Below are 20,872 nucleotides of genomic sequence, written 5' to 3' on the forward strand. Positions count from 1 at the left end.
TCACCAGCCGTGGAAACGCCCCCAGGGCTGCAGGGTTCCGTCTTCCGATAGCGCCTGGTACTGCGGAAACTGCGCCCCGGTCGCGCAGGCGTGGTTCGGCAGGATGCGCAGCCGCGTGCCGATGGGAAAGCGCGCGGCAATGCCGGCGTCGGGCTCGCCTTGGCGCGAGAGGATGCCGTGCTCCTGGTTCGCGCCGCCGAGCACGTAGCCGTCCAGCACCCGGCCGTTCAGGTCGCAGGCCTGGCCGAAGCCGAAGTCCTGTTTCTGCTTCTGCGTGCCCCGGTCGCGGCTCATGGCCATCCAGCCCGCATCGAGGATGGCCCAGCCTTTTTCGGGCTGGTGGCCGATCACCGTGGTGAGCACGCTCAACGCGATGTCTTCCTCGCTGCACACGCCGACGTTGCGCATCACCAGGTCGAAGAACACATAGACGCCGGCCCGCACCTCGGTCACGCCGTCGAGCGTCTGCGCCATCAGCGCGGTGGGCGTGGAGCCCACGCTGACCACCGGGCACGGCAGCCCCGCGTCGCGCAGCCGCTGCGCCGCGCGCACGCAGCCCGCGCGCTCTTGCTCGGCAACGGCGCGCAGCGCCTGCGGCGTGTCGAAGTCGTAGCTGGAGCCGGCATGCGTCATCACGCCGCCCAGGCGCATGCCGCCGTCGTGCAGCACGCGGGCCACCTCCAGAAGCCGGTCTTCTTCGGGCCGGATGCCCGAGCGGTGGCCGTCGGTGTCGACCTCGATCAGCACGTCGAAGGCCTCGCCATTGGCGCTGCCGAAATCCGCGATGGCCCGTGCCGACTCGATGCCGTCCGTGATGATGCCCAGCGCGCAGCCGCGCCGGCGCAGTTCCAGCGCATGCGGCAGCCGGTGCGGCGCCATGCCCACGGCATAGAGGATGTCGGTGAAGCCGGCGGCGAAGAACTGCTCGGCCTCCTTCAGCGTCGACACCGTGATGCCGCGCGCGCCCGCCGCCTGCTGCGCCTTCGCCACCTCGATGCACTTGGTGGTCTTGACGTGCGGCCGGAAGCGCACGCCGAGCGCGTCCATGCGCTGCTGCATGCGCGCGATGTTCCGCCGCATGCGGGACTGTTCGACGACGGCCGCGGGGGTGTCGATGGTGTGGAGCGTGTCCATGGTCATGCCTTGTTCGTGAAGGATTGCAGCCACTGCAGTGCGGGCGCGAGCGTCGGGCCCTGCAGTTCCGGTGCCGGCGCACCCTGCGGCAGCGCCAGCCCCACGCGGTTGTGCCAATAGGTGCGCAGGCCGACCGCCGAAGTGCCGAACATGTCGTAGCCCGAGCCGGCGACGAAGGCCGTCTCTTGAGGTGTCACGCCCATGTGCTCGAGCGCCATGCGGTACGGGCGCGGATCGGGCTTGTAGAAGCCGGCCTCTTCCGATGTGACGACGGCATCCCACTTGATGCCCAGCAGCGCCGCTGCGCGATGGCCCAGCCGGCGCGAGCAATTGGTGGCCACGCCCAGTTTGCAGTGCGGTTTCAGCGCCTGCAGCAGCTCGCGCGCACCGTCCCAGGCGGGCAGCGTGTCCCATTGCGCTTCCAGCGCGTCGGGCGCGGTGCCGGCCATGCCGGTGTTGCGCGCCGCGTCTTTCACCAGTTGCTCGTAGGGCACGTAGGCGCCGCAGCCGTAGGTGAGGCGCAGGTACTCGGCGCGCCATGCGCGCCCCTTCTCTTCCGAGCCGGCCGCGGCGTTCCAGACGGTCCAGGAATCGAGCAGCGCGGTGAGCAGGTCGAACAGCACGGCGCGCGGGTAGCGCAGCGGGGCGATGGGTGTTTGCATGGCCACGGACTGTACGTTCGAAGGCTGCTGCTGTGCTTCAATGCGGGCTCATCAATCGTTAAGCGCAATTTAATGATCCAGATCGAGGACATGCAGCTCGCCGCCGCCCTGCTGCGCGAACCGTCGTTGAGCGCCGCGGCACGCGCGCTCGACGTCACGCCGCCCGCGCTGTCGATGCGGCTGCGCAAGCTGGAAGCCACGCTCGGCCTTTCCCTGGCCAGCCGCACCGCGCGCCGCCTGAGCCTCACGCCCGAGGGCGAGCGCTTCGCGCGCGAGGCCGCCGCGCTGCTCGGCCAGATCGAGGCCCTGCGCGAATCGATGCAGCGCGACGACCAGCGGCTCACGGGCACGCTGCGCATCGCCGCGCCCTTCGGCTACGGCCGCCAGTACGTGGCGCCGATGCTGGCGCGCTTCGCCCGGCTGCATCCGGGGCTGCGGGTGCAGCTCGACCTGCGCGAGACCCCGTGGCCCGACCGGCACGATGCCGACGCGGTGATCCACATCGGCATGGTGCGCGATTCGTCCTGGGTGGCGCGCACGCTCAGCGCCAACGAACGCTGGCTGTGCGCCAGCCCCGCCTACCTGCGCCGGAACGGCGAGCCGCGCGCGCCGCGCGACGTGCTCACGCATGCCTGCATCTGCATCCGCGAGAACGACGAAGACGTCACGCTCTGGCATGTGCGACCGGCCCCCGATGCCGCCGAAGGAAAACGCGCCGCCGCCCGCGAAACCCTGCGCGTGTCGCCGGCCTACGTGACCAACGACGGCGGCGTGGCCCGGCAATGGGCCGAACAGGGCATGGGGCTGGTGCTGCGCTCCGAATGGGATGCGGCCGACGCGGTGGCGCGCGGCACGCTGGTGCGCGTGCTGCCCGGCTGGCGCTTCGACAGTGCGCCGGTCACGCTGCTGGTACCCACCCGAAAGGGGCGTACGGCGCGGGTGGCGGCCATCGTCGATTTCCTGGTGGAGAGCTTCGGCGACGGCCAGCGCTGAAGGCGGCTTCTCTCTTCTCTCTTCTGCGCATATCCATAGCCGCATTCATTCGTTGGCAGCGCGCGCCCCGCGCGCCAACACTCGGCGCTTCCAATTTTTTCCGGTGGAGAAGCTCCGATGACTGTTCCCCTCGATTCATTGCCGCCCTCGCGCCGCGGCGTGCTGCAGGCCGGCGCCGCAACCGCCAAGAACGGGCTCGCATGACCACGGCAGAACAGTTCCTCGAAGCGCCGCGCCTGCCGCGCGCACCGGCCGCCCCCGTCGCCACGACCGCACAGGCCGCTCCGTCCCAAGCCGCCGCGGCGCCTTCCGGCCCCTGGGCGACCGGCCTGCTGGCCGCCGCCGCCTGGGTCGCGCTGGGCCTGCTCACGCTGCTCTGGCCCAACAAGGAAGCGGGCTTCACCGACTGGGCCTTCACCCGCGAGTTCGGTGTCGCCGCGCTCGTCGTGGCCGCGCTGCTGCTTGCCATCTCGGTGCTCGGCGCGCGCGCGGGCCGGGTGGCACGGGCGTTGCGGCCCGCCGGCCAATGGCTGGTGGCGCTGGCCGTGGTGCTCGCGCTGTGGGAAACCCTCACCGCCAAGCTCGGCCTGCTGCCCTCGCCTTTCTTCGCGCCGCCGCAGAGCCTGATCGACGTGGTGCACGAAGACTGGCAGCGGCTGGGCCTGTCGACCGCGTATTCGCTGCGGCTGCTGGCCAACGGCTTCGTGCTCGGCGCGCTGGTCGGCTTCGGCACCGGCGTGGCGGTCGGCTGGTCGCGCATCGCGGGGTACTGGGTGCATCCGGTGCTGCGCTTCCTGGGGCCGGTGCCGGCATCGGCGCTGCTGCCGCTGGCGTTCTTCTTCGCGCCTTCGAGCTATTCGGCGGCCGTGTTCCTGGTCGGCCTGGCGACCTTCTTTCCGGTGGCGGTGCTCACCTGGTCGGGCGTGGCCTCGGTCGGCAAGAGCTACTACGACGTGGCGCGCACGCTGGGCGCGTCGGAGCGCTTCCTGGTGCTGCGCGTGGCGATTCCGGGGGCCCTGCCGCAGGTGTTCGTCGGGCTCTTCATGGGGCTGGGCGCCTCGTTCTCGGTGCTGATCACCGCCGAGATGATGGGCGTGAAAGCCGGCCTGGGCTGGTATCTGCAGTGGGCGCAGGGCTGGGCTGCCTACGCCAACATGTACGCGGCGCTGTTCGTCATGGCGGTGCTGTGCTCGGGCCTGATCACGCTGCTGTTCAAGGTGCGCGACCGCGTGCTGTCGTGGCAGAAAGGAACCGTCAAATGGTGAGCACGCTGACCTCGCCCTCGCCCTCAGCCTCGCAGGCCGCCGCCACGGGCGGCGCGCACATCGGCATCCAGGGCGTGAGCCACTGGTTCGAGGTGTCGGGCGGCGTGCTGCAGGTGCTCGACGGCATCGACCTGCAGGTGCGGCCCGGTGAATTCGTCGCGCTGCTGGGCCCCAGCGGCTGCGGCAAGTCCACGCTGCTGCGGCTGGTGGCCGGGCTGGAGCCCGCCACCACCGGCAGCATCACGCAGGACGGCGCGCCGATCACGCGGCCCGACCCGTCGCGCATCGTCGTGTTCCAGGACCCCACGCTCTACCCCTGGCGCAGCGTGTGGGACAACGTGGCGCTCGGCCTGCAGGCGCGCGGCGTGCTGAAGGCGCAGCGCGGCCGCGTCGACGAGGCGCTCAAGCTCGTGGGCCTGACAGACTTTGCCAAGGCATTCCCGCACCAGCTTTCGGGCGGCATGGCGCAGCGCGTGGCGCTGGCCCGCGCGCTGGTCAACGACCCGCAACTGCTGGTGCTCGACGAACCGCTGGGCAAGCTCGACTCGCTCACGCGCATTGCGATGCAGAGCGAGCTGGTCAACCTGTGGCAGCGCGCCGGTTTCTCGGCGCTGCTGGTGACGCACGACGTGGAAGAGGCGCTGTTCCTGGCCAACCGCGTGATCGTGCTGAGCGACCGGCCCGCACGCATCGCGGCGGAGCTGGTGGTCGACCTGCCCTACCCGCGCCACCGCGGCGATCCGCGGCTGGCCGAACTGCGGCACGAGGCGCTCAAGCACCTGGGACTCGACGCCACGTGGTGACATGAACGCATCCCCCGAGGCCGGCTGGCTCAACCTGCTGATCGGCCTGCTCCAGGGCGCGCAACTGCAGTTGCTTCGCCTGCTGGACGCGCTGGGCCTCGTGGCGCAGGTCCACGGCCAGCCTGCGTGGCCGTGGGCGCACCGGCTGTCGGGCGAGAACCTGCTGATCGACCTCGGGCAGGCGCGCAGGCTCGGGCTCACCGTGGTCGTGCTCGCGGCGGCGTTGCTGCTGCTGGTGCTCGCGCTGCTGTGGCGGCGCCGGCGCATCTGGCTGCTGGCCGCGACCACGCTGCTGGTGGTGGCGGCTCCGTGGCCCGATGCCGACGTGGTGCTGGTGCCGGCGTATCCGACCAGCTTCCAGCGCTCGCCCACCGGTTTTACGGCCGACAGCATCGAGCGCGGGCGCGTGCTCTTCGCGGCGCAATGCGCGGCATGCCACGGCGCCGACGGCCTGGGCCAGGGCCCGCTGGCGGCAGCACAGCCGGTATGGCCGCCCAACCTGGCCGGGCCGCTGCTGTGGCGGCGCGCCGACGGCGACGTGCTCTGGCACGTGCTGCACGGCATGCGCGACCGGCGCGGCTCGCCCACCATGCCCGCCTTCGGCAGCAGGCTCGGCGACGACGACGCCTGGGCGCTCATCGACTTCATGAAGGCCCAGGGCGCGGGCCAGAGCCTGCGCGCAGCCGGCCTTTGGACGCAGCCGATCTCGCCGCCCGACGTGGCCGTGCAGTGCGCCGGCAAGCCGCCTCGCATGCTGAGCGGCTGGCGCGGCCAGCGGCTGCGGATCGTGGCGGCCGGCGGGCAAGCCCTGCAGGACGACCCGCGCCTCGTCACCGTCTTCCTGGCGAAAGACAGCGCCGCCGCGGCCTCGCACGCGGGCGATTGCGTCGCCGAGTCGGCCACCGCCTGGGATGCGTTCTCGCTCATCGCCGCCACGCCGCGGCTGGCGGGCACGCAGCTGATCGTCGACCGCGACGGCTGGCTGCGCGCGCGCGGCGAACCCGGCAAGGGCGCATGGAGCGACGACGACCTGCTGTGCCGCACCGATCAGCCCGCCCGCGCCGCGCCCGGCCCCATTCCGCTGCCGCCGGACGGCCTCGGCGCGCTCATCGCGCGCATGGACGCCGAGCCCGTGCGCTTCGTGAAAGGCGGATTCGTTCATTGAGCCGGGCCGCGGGACTACGATGGTCCTCGGCAAGCCTCACGCAACCTTCAGTCAACCAAGGAGAGAAACGCCATGTCCAACCATGTCTACAAGACCCTCGAACTGACCGGCTCGTCGCCGACGGGCATCGAAGACGCGGTGCAGACCGCCATCGCCAAGGCGCACGAGACGGTGCGCAACATCCAGTGGTTCACCGTGACCGAGACGCGCGGCCACGTGGTCGACGGCAAGGTCGCGCACTGGCAGGTGACGCTGAAGATCGGCTTCACGCTGGAATAGCGTTCAGGCTGCTGTCTGCGCCTGCGGCTCGCCCAGCGACAGCATCAGCCGGTTGGCCCAGTTGAAGAAGGCCGCGCCGTGGATCACGTCGGCAATCGCCAGGTCGTCCAGCCCTTGCGCGCGCAGTTGGTCGATGTGTTCGACGCTGAAAGCCGACGGCGTGGACGACAGCGCCACGGAGGCCGCGACGATCGCGTTCCAGCGCTCGCCGAGTTCGGCGCCCACGCCTTCGTCGAGCAGCCGCTGCACGTCTTGCGTGCGGTGCGAGAAATGGGAGGCGAAGCGCGCATGCACCGACGCGCAGTAGATGCAGCCGTTGTAGCGCGAGGCCGCGGCCGCCGACAGCTCGCGCTCCGCGCGCGGCAGGCCGGCTTCGGGGTTGTAGAAGATGTCCTTGTCGGTGCGGGTGCGCGCGCCGAGGATGTCCGGGTCGCGCGCCAGCAGCCGGAAGTAAGGCGACTTGGCGCGCGCCGCGTCCACCAGCCCGGCGAAGTGGCGCTCGGTCAGCTCGGCTTCGGGCAGCGGCTCCAGCCATGGCAGCCACTCGAGCTGCGCCTGGGTGAAGACGCTCGGATGCGCGTTGCCGGGATGGGTCAGGGTCGATTCGGTGTTGCTCATGGCCGGGCTCAGTCGATGGAGGTTGCGGGACGTTGCGCCAGCGCCTGCAGGCCGGTGACGACCCGGATCTGGAACGCGAGGAATGCCACCAGCTGCGACAGCGTGACGATGCCGGTGCTGGTCCAGCCCGCATCCAGCAGCGCCTGCAAGGCGGCCGGACTGGCATCGCGCGGATGGAACACCAGCAGGTGCGCATGCGCGAGCGCGGCCGAGAGCCGTTCGCCCAGCAGTTCGCGGTGCGCATCGCTCACGACATACGAGGGCCCGGCCTTGTCTTCTGCGCTCAGCGGGCCGGCCGGGTAGCTGCCGTAGGGGCCTTGCGCGGCGCCGCGCTGCACCTCGGCCTCGATTGCATCGGCCACCCCCGCGCGGGCGCCCTGGCCGGGCAGTTGTTCCGCATAGAAGCGCGCCACGCCCGCATGGCCGTGCAGCCCGGCCACGAAGGCCGCGAGCGCGAAGCGGTCGGCGATGTCGAAATTGCCGGGCACCGGCGGTTTCGGCGCGAACAGCGAGATATAGCTCTGCTGCGCATGGGTGCGGGCCTGCTCGCGCCCCCGGCGGATGCGGTCGAGATGCTGGCTCGGGGCGATGCCGACGAGACTGTCGATCACGTCGGGCACCTCGGGCGCGCCGGAGTCGGAGGACAAAGAAGGAGAAGCAACGGCGTTCATGCGGTCTCGCGAAGCGTGGATGAGGAATGGATGCCCAGCGCCGGCGCGACCTCGGTCGCGATCAGCTCGATGGAGCGCAGGATGGCCGCATGCGGCGGATCGACCGGGTGCACTTGGCAGACCAGGTCGGTCACGCGGTCGAGCGTGCTGTCGGCGCGCAGCGAGGCGATCACCTCGTCGGGCGAGCCAACATGCACGTCGTAGGCGGCGACCAGTTCCTCGAGCGATGCGTCCGGCCCCGCGCGGTCCGCCAGGCCGGCCTGTCCCGAGGCGGCAAAACGCGCGGCCGAGCGGCGCAGGCCGATGTCGGCCAGCCGCAGCGCCTCCTGGCGGCTATCGGCCACGAACACGCTGCGCGAGCCGACGATGCGCGGCGCCACGCCGGCCGGCAGCGCCGCCAGGTAGGCATCGACGATGGGGTTCTGCAGCCCGGAAAGCGGTGCGTCGGGCGCGTGGCCGGGGCGCGGCTGCGTGCGCGAGAGCATCAGGCCGTCGCCGGCCTGCCCCGCGCGGGCGCCGCCGCTCACCGAAAAGGTCGCTTGCCAGATGCGCCCCGGCAACTGCGCGCCCGGCGGGTACAGCGTGTCGCCGCCGGCCAGCGGCCGGCCCGCCCACGCGGCACGCACCGCGTCGAGCTGCCGCGCGAAGATGGCGGAGCGCTCGTTGCTGTCGAGCCCGAAGGCCGCGAAGGCTTCCGGCGTGCCGCCCGTGCCGACGCCCACTTCGAGCCGCCCGCCGCAGAGCAGGTCGAGCACGGCGGCGTCTTCGGCCACGCGCACCGCGTTTTCCAGCGGCAGCGTGACGATGCCGGTACCCAGCCGGATGCGCCTGGTGCGCGAGGCCACGTAGGCCAGGAAGACCAGGGGCGACGGCAGGCCGCCTTCGTGTTCATGGAAATGGTGCTGCGCCACCCACGCGGAGTCGAAGCCCAGGGCCTCGGCGTGCGCGATCTGCTCGGCGACGAGCCGGTAGCGCTCGGCGGCGGTGGTGTCGTCGAGCAGGCGACTGAAGAAGCCCAGGCGCCGTGGCGCGGGAAATCCGGAAGAAAGGTCTGACAAGATTCGAAGCCGGCAGCGGGAAAGCCCGACATTGAGCCCGCGCAGCGCCCCGCCGGGAACGCCTGATTTCGAGTTTGCTTATGTGTTTTTCATCGATGCCGGGGTGTGGCACGGACTGAACGCGGATTCGACCGCCGGGCGATGGACCGCCGGGGCTGGTACATTTTCCGGCCTTGAAAACGAAAGGGATATTGGTGGCACTCGCAGCGGCAATTGCCGGTCTTTCCATCCTCATCATCGGGGACAGTCATCTGTCGCAGCCGAGCTACCTGATGTCGTCGCTGCACGACGATCTTCAGCGCCAGGGCGCGAAGGTGCATTCCATCGGCGTGTGCGGCGTGCAGCCTTACGACTGGACGGTGTCCAAGCCCGGCTCCTGCGGCAGCGCGGAACGCATCGGCAACAAGCCGGCGGTCGTGAGCCCCGGCAACCGGGCCAAGACGACGGCGGTCGCGCAACTGATCAAGGCCGAACATCCCGATCTGGTGCTGATCGTGCTGGGCGACACCATGGCCGCCTACCGGCAGGCCGACTTTCCGATGAACTGGGTCTGGCAGCAGGTGAGCGCGCTCACCGGCGCGATTTCGGCCACCGGCACCAAGTGCGCCTGGGTCGGCCCCGCGTGGGGGCAGGAAGGCGGCCAGTACGGCAAGACCTACGCACGCGCCGAAACGGTGAGCCGCTTCCTTGCCACCAACGTGGCGCCCTGCACTTACATCGACTCGCTGGAGATGTCCGCGCGCGGCCAGTGGCCGACCATCGACGGGCAGCATTTCAACGCGAGCGGCTACCGCGCCTGGGGCGACGCCATAGCCAAGGCCGTCGCGCGGCTGCCCCTGGCGCCCGCTGCCGCCGGCACCCCGCGGCCATGAGGCGCGCCGCTCTCAAGATGCGGCGCCATGCGCTGCTCGGCGCCTTGCTGCCCGCCGTGGCCGGCGCCGCGCCCCAGTTGTATGACACGGGCCCCTCGCAAGACCTGGCGCTGGTGCGCTTCGTCAACGCGGGGGCGCAGGCGCTCACGGTGCAGAGCGGCGGCCCCGCAAAGGCGAGCGTGGTGGTGGCGCCCTCTTCGCCCATCACCGATTACCAGCCCGTGCGCTCCGACGCGCCGGTCACCGGCTACTGGAAAAACGGCCAGCGGCAGATGGCCATCACGCTGCGCGTGCCGTCGGGCGGCTCGGCCTCGGTGCTGGCGTGGCAAGGCGCGAACGGCGAGATGGCCGGCACCAGCTTCACCGAGCCGCCACCCAGCTTCGATCCCCTGCGCGCCTCGCTCGCGTTCTACAACGCCGACGCGCGCTGCACCGCCGCGGGCCTCCTGGCCAGCACCGGCAACGCGGCCATCTTCGAGAACCAGGCGGCGCTCGCCAGCGCGCGCCGTGCCGTCAACCCGGTGAAGCTGGCGGTGCATGCCACCTGCAACGGCCAGCCCGTCGAGGGCAAGGTCGACCTGGGCTCGCTGCAGGCCGGCCAGCGCTACAGCGTGTTCCTCGTTCCCGCCGGCAAGGGCAGCCGGCTGATGGGCCTGCAGGACCGCATCGCGCGCTGACCCGGCCGTGGTTTTCGCATCGCTCGAATTCCTCTCGGTCTTTCTGCCGGCGTTCCTGCTGCTGTATGCGCTGACGCCGGCGCGCGCGAAGAACATCGTGCTGCTGCTGGCGAGCTGGCTGTTCTACGGCTGGTGGAGCCCGCTGTTCCTGCTGCTGTTCATTGCGCTTACGGCGCTGGCATGGGCGGGCGGGCTGCTGGTCGAGCGCGCGGGGCCGGGGCGGCGCGGCGTGCTGGTGGCGTTCATCGTGCTGAACCTCGGCGTGCTGGCCTGGTTCAAGTACGCCAACATCGCGGTCGAGACTTTCAACGCGGCCCTGGCGCATGCCGGCGCCATGCCGGTGGAATGGCAACGCATCGCGCTGCCCATCGGGCTGTCGTTCACCGTGCTGCAGGCGATCTCCTATCTGGTCGACGTGCATCGCGGCAAGTTTCCGGCGGAGCGCCGGCCCATCGACTTCGCGACCTACCTGGCGATGTTCGGCCACCTCGTCGCGGGGCCGATCATCCGCTACGACTGGGTGCGCCAGCGCCTGGCGCACCGCGCCGTGCATGCGTCGGCATTCGCCACGGGCGCGCGCCGCTTCATGATCGGCATGACGATGAAGGTGCTGGTGGCGGACACGCTTTCGCCGGTGGTGGAGCATGTGTTTTCGGCCGCGCACCCCAGCCTGGCCGATGCCTGGCTCGGCTGCCTGGCCTACACGCTGCAGCTGTTCTTCGACTTCGCGGGCTACAGCGCGATGGCCATCGGCATCGGCGCGATGCTGGGCTTTCGCTTTCCCGAGAACTTCGACCGGCCCTACCTCGCGCGCAACCTGGCGGAGTTCTGGCGGCGCTGGCATATCTCGCTGTCGTCCTGGCTGCGCGACTACCTCTACGTGCCGCTCGGCGGCAGCCGCAAGGGCACCCGGCGCACGGTGCTGAACCTGATGCTGACGATGGCCATCGGCGGGCTCTGGCACGGCGCGGACAGCTGGAACTTCCTGTACTGGGGCCTGGCACAGGGCATTGGCCTGAGCGTGGTGCACCTGTGCCGCGCGCGCGGGCTGGGCCTGCCCGCGCCGCTCGCGCACGCCGCGACCATGCTGTTCGTGATGCTGGGCTGGACGCTGTTCCGCGCGCCCGACTTCGCGGTCGCCTGCGACATGCTGGCCGGCCAGTTCGGCGCGCATGGCGTGGCACTAGGGGCGGCGCTGTCCAACATGCTGCGGCTGCCGGTGGTGCTGGCCTATCTGCTGGGCATTGCCTGGGTGCTCGCGCCGGCCTTGGTCGGCGCGCGGCGGCATGCGGGCAATGGCGGCGCGGTGCTCGCGACGCTGGCGCCGATCGCCGGTTTCCTGCTTTCGCTCGCGCTGGTGTCGAGCCGCGGCACGGTGCCTTTCCTCTACTTCCAGTTCTGATGGGCATGGCAACAGCGCGCACCAACCGGCGACTGCGTGGAATGCTCCGCTGGACGACGGCGGGCGTGCTGGTCGCGTCGCTGGGTGCGGCGTTCGTCGCGAGCTTGCCGAACATGCCCGGCGCGCTGGCTCATGCCGACGCTTCGCTGCTGGACGATGCCGCAGCCCGGCGCGCGCTGACGAAGACGCTGGTCACGACGCCGCTGACCGAAACGCTCGCGCGCTACCAGCGCGAGGCAAGCTGGCTGCTGCTGGGCGACCTCGGCGCGGAGGTGCATCGGGGCGAAGGCGACTGGCTCTTCCTCGACGAGGAATTGCGCGTTCACACCGGCCGCGTTGCGAATGCGCGTGACCGTGCCGCCACCGTCACGGACATCGCCCGCGCGCTGGCTGCACGGCGCATGGCGCTGCTGGTGGTGGTAGTGCCCGACAAGAGCCGGATCGAAAGCCAACACCTGGGCCGGCTGCGGCGCCCGCCCGAACTCGAAGGCCGTGTGCGCGAATGGACGGCCATGCTCGATGCCGCGAACGTGCCCGTGCTCGATCTGGCACCGGTGCTCGCAGGTGCATCGCCCGCGCCCTTCCTCAAAACCGACACGCACTGGACCGAGCACGGCAGCCAGTTGGCCGCGCAAGCCGTGGCCGAACGCCTTCGGCGCATGCAGGTGCTCGACGCCACGCCGATGCCTTCCGTGGTCGCATCGCGCAAGACCGTCACCGAATGGGGCGACCTGGTGCGCCTGGCCGGCATCGACGGCCTGCCGCCGTCGCTGAAGCCCGCGCCCGACACCGGCTGGCAATCGACCGTCGAGACGCGCAGCGAGAGCACCGACCTGTTCGGCAACACCGCACTGCCGTCCATCGTGCTGATCGGCAGTTCGTTCTCGCGGCGCGCCAACTTCCTGCCCTTTCTTCAGCTCGCCGCCCAGTCGCTGGTCGCCGATTTCGCGATGGACGGGGGCGATTTTTCCGGCGCCGCCCGGCGCTACTTTCCGGGACCGGCGTTCGCGGACAACCCGCCGCGCGCCATCGTCTGGGAAGTGCCCGAACGGGCGCTCGAATCGCCCATCGCGGAGGCCGAGCGGCAGTGGATGCGCCAGCCCTTCGCGGGCCGCGGTCGCTAGCGCATGTAGCCCAGGTCGCGCACGTCGGAGCGCACCGCCGCGCGGTCGACACCCTGCATCGGCAGGCTCACCAGCAGCTCGAGCCGGCGGCGCAGCGAGAACAGCATCTGCACCGCCGCATGAGCGACCTGCTCGGGGTCGGCACCGGCGGCAACGTCCGGGTAGGACCACAGCGCCGCGTCTGGCTGGCCGGGCCACGGGGGTTGCAGCGACTCGGTGGCCGCGTCCAGGGTGATGACGAAATCCGCGCCGGAAGGGTGGGTTCGCACCAGCTCGTCCCAGCTTCGCGGCGGCCTCTGCGGAACGGGAATGCTGGCGCTATGAAGAGCGCCGATGGCCGCGGGATGGAACTCGCGCCCGACATGCCCGGGCTGACCGCAGGAAGAGACCGAGAACCGCTTGGGGTCCAGGTGCGAGAGGCATGCTTCCGCCAGGATGCTGCGCAGTGAATTTCGTCTGGAGACGAAGACCACGCCGATTCGTTTTTGCATGACCCTTGACTATAGCGAGGCGCCGCCTGCGCGGCGACGGGGCATGCCGGTCCGACTCAAAATCCTCGCGAGTTCTCCGCCCGCCGCGCAAACCCGTCCCCGAACGGTGCAGACTTGGGGGCATGGACAAGCATTTCCTGAATCCGCTCTTCGCCCCGGCCTCCATCGTGGCCTTCGTCGGCCACGCCGACGACCCCGGCGGCCAGACGCCGGCCGGCCGCACGCTGCGCGAAGCCTTCCGCGCCGACCGCTTCGACGGCACGCTGCGCTTCCTGGACGTGCGCACCAAGGGCACGCTCGAAGAACTGGCCCAGACCCATGCCGACCTGGCGCTGATCGCCCTCGCCCCGCGCGACGTGGCGGCCGCGCTGGAGATCGCGGGCCGCATCGGCTGCACGGCGGCGGTTGTCATTTCCAGCGGCATCAGCGCCGACCAGGCGGCCCAGTGGCGCAAGATCGCAAAGCGCGAAGGCGTGCACCTGCTCGGGCCCAACTCGCTGGGCTTCCAGCGCCCGCCGCTGCATCTGAACGCCAGCGTGGCCGGCCCCCTCGCCAGCACCGGGCCGCTGGCGCTGGTGTCGCAGTCCGGCGCGCTCACCGCGTCGATGCTCGACTGGGCGCGGCAGAACGGCGTCGGGTTTTCCAGCGTGGTGTCGCTGGGCCCGCACACCTCGGTCGACATTCCGCAGGTGCTCGACTTCCTGGCCAACGACCGGGCCACCCACAGCATCATCGTGTATCTCGAAGGCATCGCCGACGCGCGCCGCTTCATGAGCGCGCTGCGCTCGGCCTCGCATGCCAAGCCGGTGGTGGTGCTCAAGGCCGGCCGCAAGCCGGCAGGCAACGAAGCCGCGCAGACGCACAGCGCCGCCATCGTGGGCAGCGACGACGTGTTCGACGCCGCGCTGCGCCGCGCGGGCGCGGTGCGGGTGCGCTCCTTCGTCGAGCTGTTCTCGGCGGCCAAGTGCCTGGCCTCGCGCTACCGGCCGGTGGGCAAGCGGCTGGCGGTGGTCACCAACGGCGGCGGCCCTGGCGTGCTGGCGGCCGACTGGATCAACGAGATCGGGCTCGACCTGGGCAAGCTCTCCGCGCCCGTGCAGAAGTTGATGCTGCCGTCGCTGCCACCGCTCGCTTCATTGACCGACCTCATCGATCTTTCGGAAGACGCGCAGCCCGCGCACTACCGCGCAGCCATCGACGCGGCCTCGGCCGACAGCCAGGTCGACGGGGTGCTGGCCATCTTCTCGCCCAAGGCCGGCGCCGATGCCGCGGCCACCGCCAAGGCGCTGGCCGACATTCCGCGCCCCATGAACAAGCCGCTGCTGGCCTGCTGGATGGGCGACTCGTCGGTGGGCAAGGCGCGCGCGGTGCTGGCCGAGGCCACGATTCCCAGCTTTCGCACGCCGGAGGCCGCCGTGGGCGCCTTCGGCAACATCGCGGCCTTCTACCAGAACCAGCAGTTGCTGCAGCAGACGCCGCCGCCGCTGTCGGCGCTGGCCAAGCCCGACATCGAAGGCGCGCGCCTGCTGATCGAAAGCGTGCTGGCCGAGCGGCGCCGCGTGCTGACGGAGATGGAGTCGAAGTCGCTGCTGTCGTCGTTCCACATTCCCATCACCCGCACCTTGCTCGCGCGCAGTGCCAACGAAGCCATGATGATCGCCACGCAACTGGGCTTCCCGGTGGCGCTGAAGATCGATTCGCCCGACATCCCGCACAAGTCCGACGTCGAGGGCGTGGCGCTCAACGTGATGAACGGCACCAGCGCGCGCGACACCTACGTCGAGATGATGGAACGCGTGGCACGCCTGGCGCCCGAGGCGCGCATCAACGGCGTGACCGTGCAGAAGATGGTGCGCGCGCGGCGCGGGCGAGAAATCTACGTGGGCCTGGTGACCGACCAGCCGTTCGGCCCCGTCATCGTGTTCGGCGCGGGCGGCACCATGATCGAGCTGCTGAACGACCGCGCCATGGAGCTGCCGCCGCTCAACCAGTTCCTGGCGCGCCGGCTGATCGAGCGCTCGCGCGTGGCCGAGACCCTGGGCGAATGGCGCGGCGCCAGCGCGGTGGACATGGAGGCGCTGGAGCACGTGCTGCTGCGCGTGTCGGAAATGGTGTGCGAGCTGCCCGAGCTGCGCGAGATGGACATCAACCCCATCATCGTTGACGAGTCGGGCGCCATCTCGGTCGATGCGCGCATCGTGGTCGACAGCAGCACGCAGGCGGTGTCGGGCCAGCTGGGCAATGCGGCCAACGGCTACCACCACCTGGCCATCATGCCGTACCCCGCGCGCTACCGGCGCGAATGGCCGCTGCCGGGTGGCGGCATCTACATCGTGCGGCCGGTGCACCCCAACGACGCGCAGATGCTGCAGGCGCTGGTGCAGGGCCTGTCGCCCGAGAGCCGCTGGTTCCGCTTCGTCTCGCGCTTCCACGAGCTGCCGCCGTCGATGCTGTCGCGCTTCACGCTGATCGACTACGACCGCGAGATGGCGCTGGTGGCGGTGGTGATGGAGCGCAGCGTGTCGCCCGAAGGCACGGTGCTCGAAAGCGAGCGCATCGTGGGCGTGTCGCGCTACATCACCAACCCCGACCAGACCAGCTGCGAGTTCTCGCTGGTGGTGGCCGACGAGTTCAGCGGCAAGGGCATCGGCTCGCGGCTGATGGAAAGCATCATCGACGTGGCGCGCGACAAGGGCCTTTCGGAAATCGACGGGCTGGTGCTCGCCAACAACCCCGACATGCTCAAGCTGGTGCGCAGGCTGGGGTTCACGGTGAAGTCCTTCCCGGAGGATCCGGACTTCAAGCTCGTGACCTACATGCTGTAGCGCGGCAGGCAGCGCGCTCAGGCCTTGGGCATGCCGTCGCTGCCGCTGCCGCACAGCACGACGGCGATTTTCTCGTCGCCGCGGCGCTCGAAGCAGCGCTGGCTCACGGCCGCCAGCGCGGTGGCCGCGCCCAGCTCGATGGCCAGGCCCGCGTGCTGCCAGGCGGAACGGGCCGCGTCCTCGATGACTTCTTCATCGACCAGCACGATCTCGTCGACGTACTTCTCGATCAGCTCGAAGTTCAAGGGCTCGGTGGAACGCGCCGCGAGGATGGGCACGCGCGTCTTCACGTTCTCCAGCTTCACGATGCGGCCTTCCTTGCGGCAGGTGTGGAGCGTGGGGCAGCCCGCCGCTTCCACGCCGATGACGCGGATCGACGGCTTGAGCAGCTTGGCCGCCTGCGCAATGCCCGCGAGCAGGCCGCCGCCGCCGATGGACACCACCAGCGTCTCGACCTCGGGCCATTCATCGATGATTTCCAGCGCGGTCGTGCCCTGCCCGATCACCACGTCCCGGTCGGCATACGGGTGCAGCAGCGCGCCGCCGTGCTCGGCCACGTTGGCGCCGGCGGCGTCCCAGCTCTGGTCCCAGAAGTCGCCGTGCACGGTCAGCCTGGCGCCGTGGCTTTCGATGCGCGCCCGCGTGATCGGCGTGCTGGTGTTCATCACGAACACGTTGGCCGGCAGGCCCAGCGTCTTGCCGACGTAGGCCACGGCCGCGCCGAAGTTGCCGCCCGACGCGGTGGCCAGCCCCTGCCTGCGCACGTCGTCCGACAGATTGAGCACGCGGTTGAAAGCGCCGCGCGCCTTGAAGGAGCCGGTGACCTGGTTGCACTCGGCCTTGAAGCGCACCTGCGCCGCGCCGCCGGGCACCCAGGGGTGCGCAACGACCAGCGGCGTTTGGCGGATGTAGGGCTGCACGCGGGCATGGGCCGCGCGGTAGTCGTCCAGCGTGATCGGGGTGGTGTTCTCGCTCATGCAGCAGCGCCTTCCTCGTCTTCGACCAGCACGCACAGGTTGTTGCCCTGCTTCACGATGCCGAAGGTGCGCTGCGAATACACCGTGCCGCCCTTGGCGAAGCGCACTTCGCGCGGCGCCAGCGCGGGCTCGGTCAGCAGGTGCAGGTAGCCGGCCAGCTCGCCGGCGGCCACCGTGTCGCCGAGCTGGTGCAGCGGCTCGAAGTAGCCGTCGCCCGGCGACAGCAGGTTGCCGCCGTCCGGCACGATGTGCACGCGGCGGCTCGCCGGCGGCGTGGCCGGCAGCTCGGCGGGCACCACGCCCAGCCGTGCCAGCACGCGCGACAGGCACTCGCGCGTGCGCTTCACGCCCTTGGGCGACACGCTGCCGTTCTCGCCCATCTCGGCCGCGATCGCCGCCAGGCCCAGGTGAGCCGCTGCGCCGCAGCTGGTGCGCGGATCGCCCATGTTGTCGGTGATCACGGTGAACCTGGCGCCGAACCAGCGCGCCATGTCCTCGGCGCGCTCGCGCACTTCGGGCGCCAGCGTGGGCGTGACCACCACTTGCGCGCTCTCCTCGATGAACAGCGAGCTGCCGCCCGCGTGCAGGTCGACATACGCGTCGCACCTGGGGAACAGCACGTCGTGGATGAACGCGGCGATCTGCTCGGTCGGCGTGCCGAAGGGGTTGCCCGGGAACACGCGCGCCAGGTTCTTGCCGTCCAGCGGGCTCACGCGCGAGGCCGCGCGCAATGCCGGTGCGTTGGCCGCGGGCATCAGGATCAGGCGGCCCTTGACCTGCGCGGCGTCGAGCGTGCGGATCAGCTCGTTGATGACGATCGGGCCTTCGTACTCGTCGCCGTGGATGGCGCCGGTGACCAGCACGGTCGGCCCGTCGCCATTGCCGATGACGGCCAGCGGCAGCGCGACCGCGCCCCAGGCATCCTCATGCCCCGAGTACGGCAGCCACGCATGGCCGACCTGCTTGCCGGGCCTGGCCCAATCGATGTCCGTGAAAACGGTGGAAGGACGCGGCTGGCTCACTTCACTTCTTTCTGCTCGTCCTTGAACCACTTCAGGCGCAGCGCCGCGAGGCTGCCGTCGGCGGCCTTGGCGTCGATGATCTTGTTCATCTCGGCCAGCAGCGCGGTTTCGCTGGGCTGCACGGCCATGTAGGCGGGGCTGATGCGGATCAGCGACTTCATCTCGATGCCCTTGGCGGGGTTTTCATCGGCCACCTTCTGGGCGATGAAGTTGTTCTCGGCGAACAGCGGCGCCTGGCCCGACAGGAAGGCCGAGATGGTCGAGGCCGTGTCTTCCAGGCGGATCAGCTTGGCGCCGGGCGCCAGTTCGCTCAGCGACAGGTCGGGCGTCGAGCCCTTGGGCACCGCCACGGTCTGGCCCGCGAGCTCGCTCAGCTTGGCGAACTTGGGAATGCCCTTGCCGCCGTACACGCCCAGGTACACCGCCGCATAGGGCTTGGAGAAGGCGACCTGCTTGGCGCGCTCGGGCGAGCTGCCCAGCGCCGCGATCACCACGTCGACCTTGTTCGACAGCAGGTAGGGAATGCGGTTGGCGCCGGTCACCTGCTGCAGCTCGAGCTTCACGCCCATGGCCTTGGCCACGTTCTCGGCCAGTTCCACGTCCAGGCCCGTGGGCTTGCCGGCCGCGTCGGTGAAGCCCCAGGGGGCGGCGTCGATGGTCGTGGCGATGCGGATCGTGCCCTTGGCCTTGATGTCCGCGAGCTTGTCGGCATGCGCGAGCAAGGGAGCGGCGCAGACCAGCGCGGCGGCGAACAGGGTTTTCATTTTGAACATGGAAGCTCCTTGGGGAAGACGAAAGAGATCAGACGACGGATTGGACAAACTGCTGGAATTCAGGGGTCTGCGGGCTGCCGAACATGCGCTCCGGCGTGCCGCGCTCCCAGATGCGGCCCTGGTTCATGAAGAGCACCTCGGAGGCCACGCGGCGCGCGAAGGCCATCTCGTGCGTGACGACCATCATGGTCATGCCGTCGCGCGCCAGGTCTTCCATCACGCGCAGCACTTCGCCGACCAGTTCGGGGTCGAGCGCGGAAGTGGCTTCGTCGAACAGCATCAGCTGCGGCGACATGGCCAGCGCCCGCGCGATGGCCACGCGCTGCTGCTGGCCGCCCGACAACTGAGAGGGCATGGCGTCGAGCTTGTGGCCCAGGCCCACGCGCTCCAGCATGCGCCTGGCCAGGTCGCGCGCCTCGCCCTTGGCGATCTTCCTGGTCAGCACCGGCGCCAGCGTCACGTTGGCCGCGGCCGACAGGTGCGGAAAGAGGTTGAAGCTCTGGAACACCATGCCCACGCGGCGGCGCAGCAGGGCCAGGTCGGTGTCGGGCGACTGCACATCCACGCCGTCGACCACGATGCGCCCCGCGCTGATGGTCTCCAGCCCGTTCACGCAGCGCAGCAGCGTGCTCTTGCCCGAGCCGCTGCGGCCCACGAGCGCCACGATGTCGCCCTTGGCCACTTCGGTGGACACGCCCCGCAGCACATGGTTGTCGCCGAAGTGCTTTTCGACCGATTCAATGAGCACGAGCGGCATTCATGCGTCCTTCCAGAGAGAGTGCCAGCCGGGCCAGCGGGTAGCAGATGGCGAAGTAGCACAGGGCCACGCCGCAGAAGACAGGCAGGTGCGCCAGCGTGGAGCCGGCGACGATCTGGCCCGATCGCGTGAGCTCGACCAGCCCGACGAGCGCGGCCAGCGAGGTGTTCTTGATGAGCTGCACCAGGTAGCTCACCGTGGGCCCCAGCGCCACGCGAAAGGCCTGCGGCCACACCACGTGCCGCATGACCTGCCAGCGGCGCAGGCCCACGCAGGAGGCGGCCTCCCACTGGCCCTTGGGCACCGATTCGATGGCGCCGCGCCAGATGTCGCCGAGGAACGCACCGGCCGACAGCGAGAACGCGGCCGCAGCGGCCATGAAGGCGTTGATCTCGATGCCCAGCAGCATCGGCACGCCGAAGTACAGCAGGAACAGCACGCCCAGCAGCGGCGTACCCTGCACAAGCTCCGTGTAGATGCGCGCCAGCACGCGCAGCCAAGGCAGCCGCGAAGTGCGCGCGACGGCCACGCCGAGCGCGATCACCGCGCCGACGGAGAACGCGGTGACGGCCAGCGCGGCGGTCCAGCGGATCGCGCCCAGGATGAGCCAGAGGTCGGCAACGGAAAGTCCGCGCATCTCAGCCCTCCTTGCCGAACAGGCGGCGCTGCACGAAGCCGAGGATCACGCGCAGCGCCTGCACCGCCACGAAGTACATCGCGCAGATCACGAGGTAGACCTCGAAGCTGCGGAAGGTGCGCGAGTCGATGAAGCTGCCGGCATGGAAGATGTCTTCCACCCCGATCTGCGAGATGAGGCTGGTGCCGATGAGCGTGAGCACCATCTGGCTCGCGAGCGAGGGAAACACGTTGCGCAGCGCCGGCACGAAGAGCACGTGCACCAGCACCTGCCGCGGCCGCAGCCCGAGCGCGGCGCCGGCTTCCGACAGGCCGCGCGGCACCGACATCAGCCCCGAGCGGAACACCTCGACCATGTAGGCGCCGCAGTACAGCGCCAGCGAAATCACGCCCGCCACGGGCGCCTCCAGCCGTATGCCCAGGTTGGGCAGGCCGAAGTAGATGAGAAAGAGCTGCACCAGCGCCGGCGTGTTGCGGAAGAACTCCACATACACCCGCGTCACGCCGCGCAGCGGCTTGCCGCCGTACACCAGCGCCAGCGAGCCCGCCACGCCGATCGCCATGCCCAGCACGATGCTCGACGCGGCATAGCCCAGCGTGTGCAGCAGCCCTTCCACCAGTTGCCCGGTGTAGGGGGCGAGCGCGTCGAACTGGAACTGGTAGGCCAT

Annotated in this window: 22 protein-coding genes; 10 read left to right on the forward strand and 12 right to left on the reverse strand. The window is 70.2% G+C overall.

Annotation, left to right across the window (positions count from 1 at the left end; translation table 11 throughout):
- Together AC1RVW_RS00760 and AC1RVW_RS00765 are read right to left on the reverse strand one after the other, a co-directional pair.
- Nucleotides 1-1,134 carry a DSD1 family PLP-dependent enzyme gene (locus AC1RVW_RS00760; protein WP_493197421.1) on the reverse strand — a complete coding sequence of 378 codons (1,134 nt, stop codon included), beginning with the start codon at nt 1,132-1,134 and terminating at the stop codon, nt 1-3.
- A gap of 2 nt (nt 1,135-1,136) precedes the next feature.
- On the reverse strand, nt 1,137-1,796 hold the full coding sequence (locus AC1RVW_RS00765) for an HAD family hydrolase (protein WP_493197423.1): 660 nt from the start codon (nt 1,794-1,796) through the stop codon (nt 1,137-1,139).
- Nucleotides 1,797-1,868: 72 nt separating this feature from the next.
- On the opposite strand from AC1RVW_RS00765, the gene AC1RVW_RS00770 reads away from it, so the two are divergent.
- From AC1RVW_RS00770 to AC1RVW_RS00790, 5 genes are all read left to right on the forward strand, one after another.
- Nucleotides 1,869-2,789 (forward strand): LysR family transcriptional regulator, encoded by a 921-nt coding sequence (locus AC1RVW_RS00770; RefSeq protein ID WP_493197425.1) that lies wholly within the window; start codon nt 1,869-1,871, stop codon nt 2,787-2,789.
- 200 nt (nt 2,790-2,989) lie between these two features.
- Nucleotides 2,990-4,054 (forward strand): ABC transporter permease, encoded by a 1,065-nt coding sequence (locus AC1RVW_RS00775; RefSeq protein ID WP_493197427.1) that lies wholly within the window; start codon nt 2,990-2,992, stop codon nt 4,052-4,054.
- Nucleotides 4,048-4,857, forward strand: a complete 810-nt coding sequence (locus tag AC1RVW_RS00780) for an ABC transporter ATP-binding protein (RefSeq protein WP_493197429.1) — start codon at nt 4,048-4,050, stop codon at nt 4,855-4,857. The genes AC1RVW_RS00775 and AC1RVW_RS00780 overlap by 7 nt, the downstream gene beginning before the upstream one ends.
- Nucleotide 4,858: 1 nt before the next feature.
- Nucleotides 4,859-6,022 (forward strand): c-type cytochrome, encoded by a 1,164-nt coding sequence (locus AC1RVW_RS00785; protein ID WP_493197431.1) that lies wholly within the window; start codon nt 4,859-4,861, stop codon nt 6,020-6,022.
- A 72-nt stretch (nt 6,023-6,094) separates the two neighbouring features.
- A complete protein-coding gene (locus AC1RVW_RS00790) occupies nt 6,095-6,301 on the forward strand; it encodes a dodecin (protein ID WP_081271565.1) in 207 nt (68 codons plus the stop codon).
- Nucleotides 6,302-6,304: 3 nt separating this feature from the next.
- Here the strand turns inward: AC1RVW_RS00790 and AC1RVW_RS00795 are convergent, their stop codons facing one another.
- The 3 genes from AC1RVW_RS00795 to AC1RVW_RS00805 are packed head-to-tail and all read right to left on the reverse strand — an operon-like array spanning nt 6,305 to nt 8,648.
- On the reverse strand, nt 6,305-6,919 hold the full coding sequence (locus AC1RVW_RS00795; RefSeq protein WP_493197433.1) for an alkylhydroperoxidase domain protein: 615 nt from the start codon (nt 6,917-6,919) through the stop codon (nt 6,305-6,307).
- Between the two features lie 8 nt (nt 6,920-6,927).
- Complete coding sequence (locus AC1RVW_RS00800; RefSeq protein ID WP_493197435.1) at nt 6,928-7,590, reverse strand: CMD domain protein; 663 nt, start codon at nt 7,588-7,590, stop codon at nt 6,928-6,930.
- Nucleotides 7,587-8,648: a putative FMN-dependent luciferase-like monooxygenase gene (locus AC1RVW_RS00805; protein WP_493197437.1), complete on the reverse strand. Its 1,062-nt coding sequence runs from the start codon at nt 8,646-8,648 to the stop codon at nt 7,587-7,589. Before AC1RVW_RS00805 ends, AC1RVW_RS00800 begins: the two co-directional genes overlap by 4 nt.
- 194 nt (nt 8,649-8,842) lie before the next feature.
- On the opposite strand from AC1RVW_RS00805, the gene AC1RVW_RS00810 reads away from it, so the two are divergent.
- Genes AC1RVW_RS00810 through AC1RVW_RS00825 form a run of 4 tightly spaced genes read left to right on the forward strand, consistent with a single transcriptional unit; the run spans nt 8,843 to nt 12,723 of the window.
- Entirely contained in the window at nt 8,843-9,520 is a 678-nt protein-coding gene (locus AC1RVW_RS00810; protein WP_081271603.1) for an SGNH/GDSL hydrolase family protein, read from the forward strand.
- On the forward strand, nt 9,517-10,197 hold the full coding sequence (locus tag AC1RVW_RS00815; RefSeq protein ID WP_493197439.1) for a cell division protein FtsQ: 681 nt from the start codon (nt 9,517-9,519) through the stop codon (nt 10,195-10,197). Before AC1RVW_RS00810 ends, AC1RVW_RS00815 begins: the two co-directional genes overlap by 4 nt.
- Nucleotides 10,198-10,204: 7 nt before the next feature.
- Complete coding sequence (locus tag AC1RVW_RS00820) at nt 10,205-11,599, forward strand: MBOAT family O-acyltransferase (RefSeq protein ID WP_493197440.1); 1,395 nt, start codon at nt 10,205-10,207, stop codon at nt 11,597-11,599.
- 41 nt (nt 11,600-11,640) lie between these two features.
- Nucleotides 11,641-12,723: an alginate O-acetyltransferase AlgX-related protein gene (locus AC1RVW_RS00825; RefSeq protein WP_493197442.1), complete on the forward strand. Its 1,083-nt coding sequence runs from the start codon at nt 11,641-11,643 to the stop codon at nt 12,721-12,723.
- Here the strand turns inward: AC1RVW_RS00825 and AC1RVW_RS00830 are convergent.
- Complete coding sequence (locus AC1RVW_RS00830; RefSeq protein ID WP_493197444.1) at nt 12,720-13,214, reverse strand: arsenate reductase/protein-tyrosine-phosphatase family protein; 495 nt, start codon at nt 13,212-13,214, stop codon at nt 12,720-12,722. The two genes, AC1RVW_RS00825 and AC1RVW_RS00830, sit on opposite strands and share 4 nt — an antisense overlap.
- Before the next feature lie 122 nt (nt 13,215-13,336).
- Here AC1RVW_RS00830 and AC1RVW_RS00835 point away from each other — a divergent pair, with 122 nt between their 5' ends.
- Nucleotides 13,337-16,039: a bifunctional acetate--CoA ligase family protein/GNAT family N-acetyltransferase gene (locus AC1RVW_RS00835; protein WP_106934530.1), complete on the forward strand. Its 2,703-nt coding sequence runs from the start codon at nt 13,337-13,339 to the stop codon at nt 16,037-16,039.
- Nucleotides 16,040-16,056: 17 nt separating this feature from the next.
- Here AC1RVW_RS00835 and AC1RVW_RS00840 read toward each other — a convergent pair whose 3' ends face one another.
- From AC1RVW_RS00840 to AC1RVW_RS00865, 6 genes are read right to left on the reverse strand one after another with little or no spacing between them, the layout of a single operon-like run.
- Nucleotides 16,057-17,016 carry a threonine ammonia-lyase gene (locus AC1RVW_RS00840; RefSeq protein WP_493197446.1) on the reverse strand — a complete coding sequence of 320 codons (960 nt, stop codon included), beginning with the start codon at nt 17,014-17,016 and terminating at the stop codon, nt 16,057-16,059.
- On the reverse strand, nt 17,013-18,038 hold the full coding sequence (locus AC1RVW_RS00845) for a succinylglutamate desuccinylase/aspartoacylase family protein (RefSeq protein ID WP_493197448.1): 1,026 nt from the start codon (nt 18,036-18,038) through the stop codon (nt 17,013-17,015). The genes AC1RVW_RS00840 and AC1RVW_RS00845 overlap by 4 nt, the downstream gene beginning before the upstream one ends.
- Nucleotides 18,035-18,811 carry a transporter substrate-binding domain-containing protein gene (locus tag AC1RVW_RS00850; RefSeq protein ID WP_205367046.1) on the reverse strand — a complete coding sequence of 259 codons (777 nt, stop codon included), beginning with the start codon at nt 18,809-18,811 and terminating at the stop codon, nt 18,035-18,037. Before AC1RVW_RS00850 ends, AC1RVW_RS00845 begins: the two co-directional genes overlap by 4 nt.
- A 28-nt stretch (nt 18,812-18,839) precedes the next feature.
- On the reverse strand, nt 18,840-19,568 hold the full coding sequence (locus tag AC1RVW_RS00855) for an amino acid ABC transporter ATP-binding protein (protein ID WP_106934534.1): 729 nt from the start codon (nt 19,566-19,568) through the stop codon (nt 18,840-18,842).
- A complete protein-coding gene (locus tag AC1RVW_RS00860) occupies nt 19,549-20,205 on the reverse strand; it encodes an amino acid ABC transporter permease (protein ID WP_106934535.1) in 657 nt (218 codons plus the stop codon). Before AC1RVW_RS00860 ends, AC1RVW_RS00855 begins: the two co-directional genes overlap by 20 nt.
- Nucleotide 20,206: 1 nt before the next feature.
- Complete coding sequence (locus tag AC1RVW_RS00865; RefSeq protein ID WP_081271577.1) at nt 20,207-20,872, reverse strand: amino acid ABC transporter permease; 666 nt, start codon at nt 20,870-20,872, stop codon at nt 20,207-20,209.

The organism is Variovorax sp. MPBD4-3, from assembly GCF_058809745.1.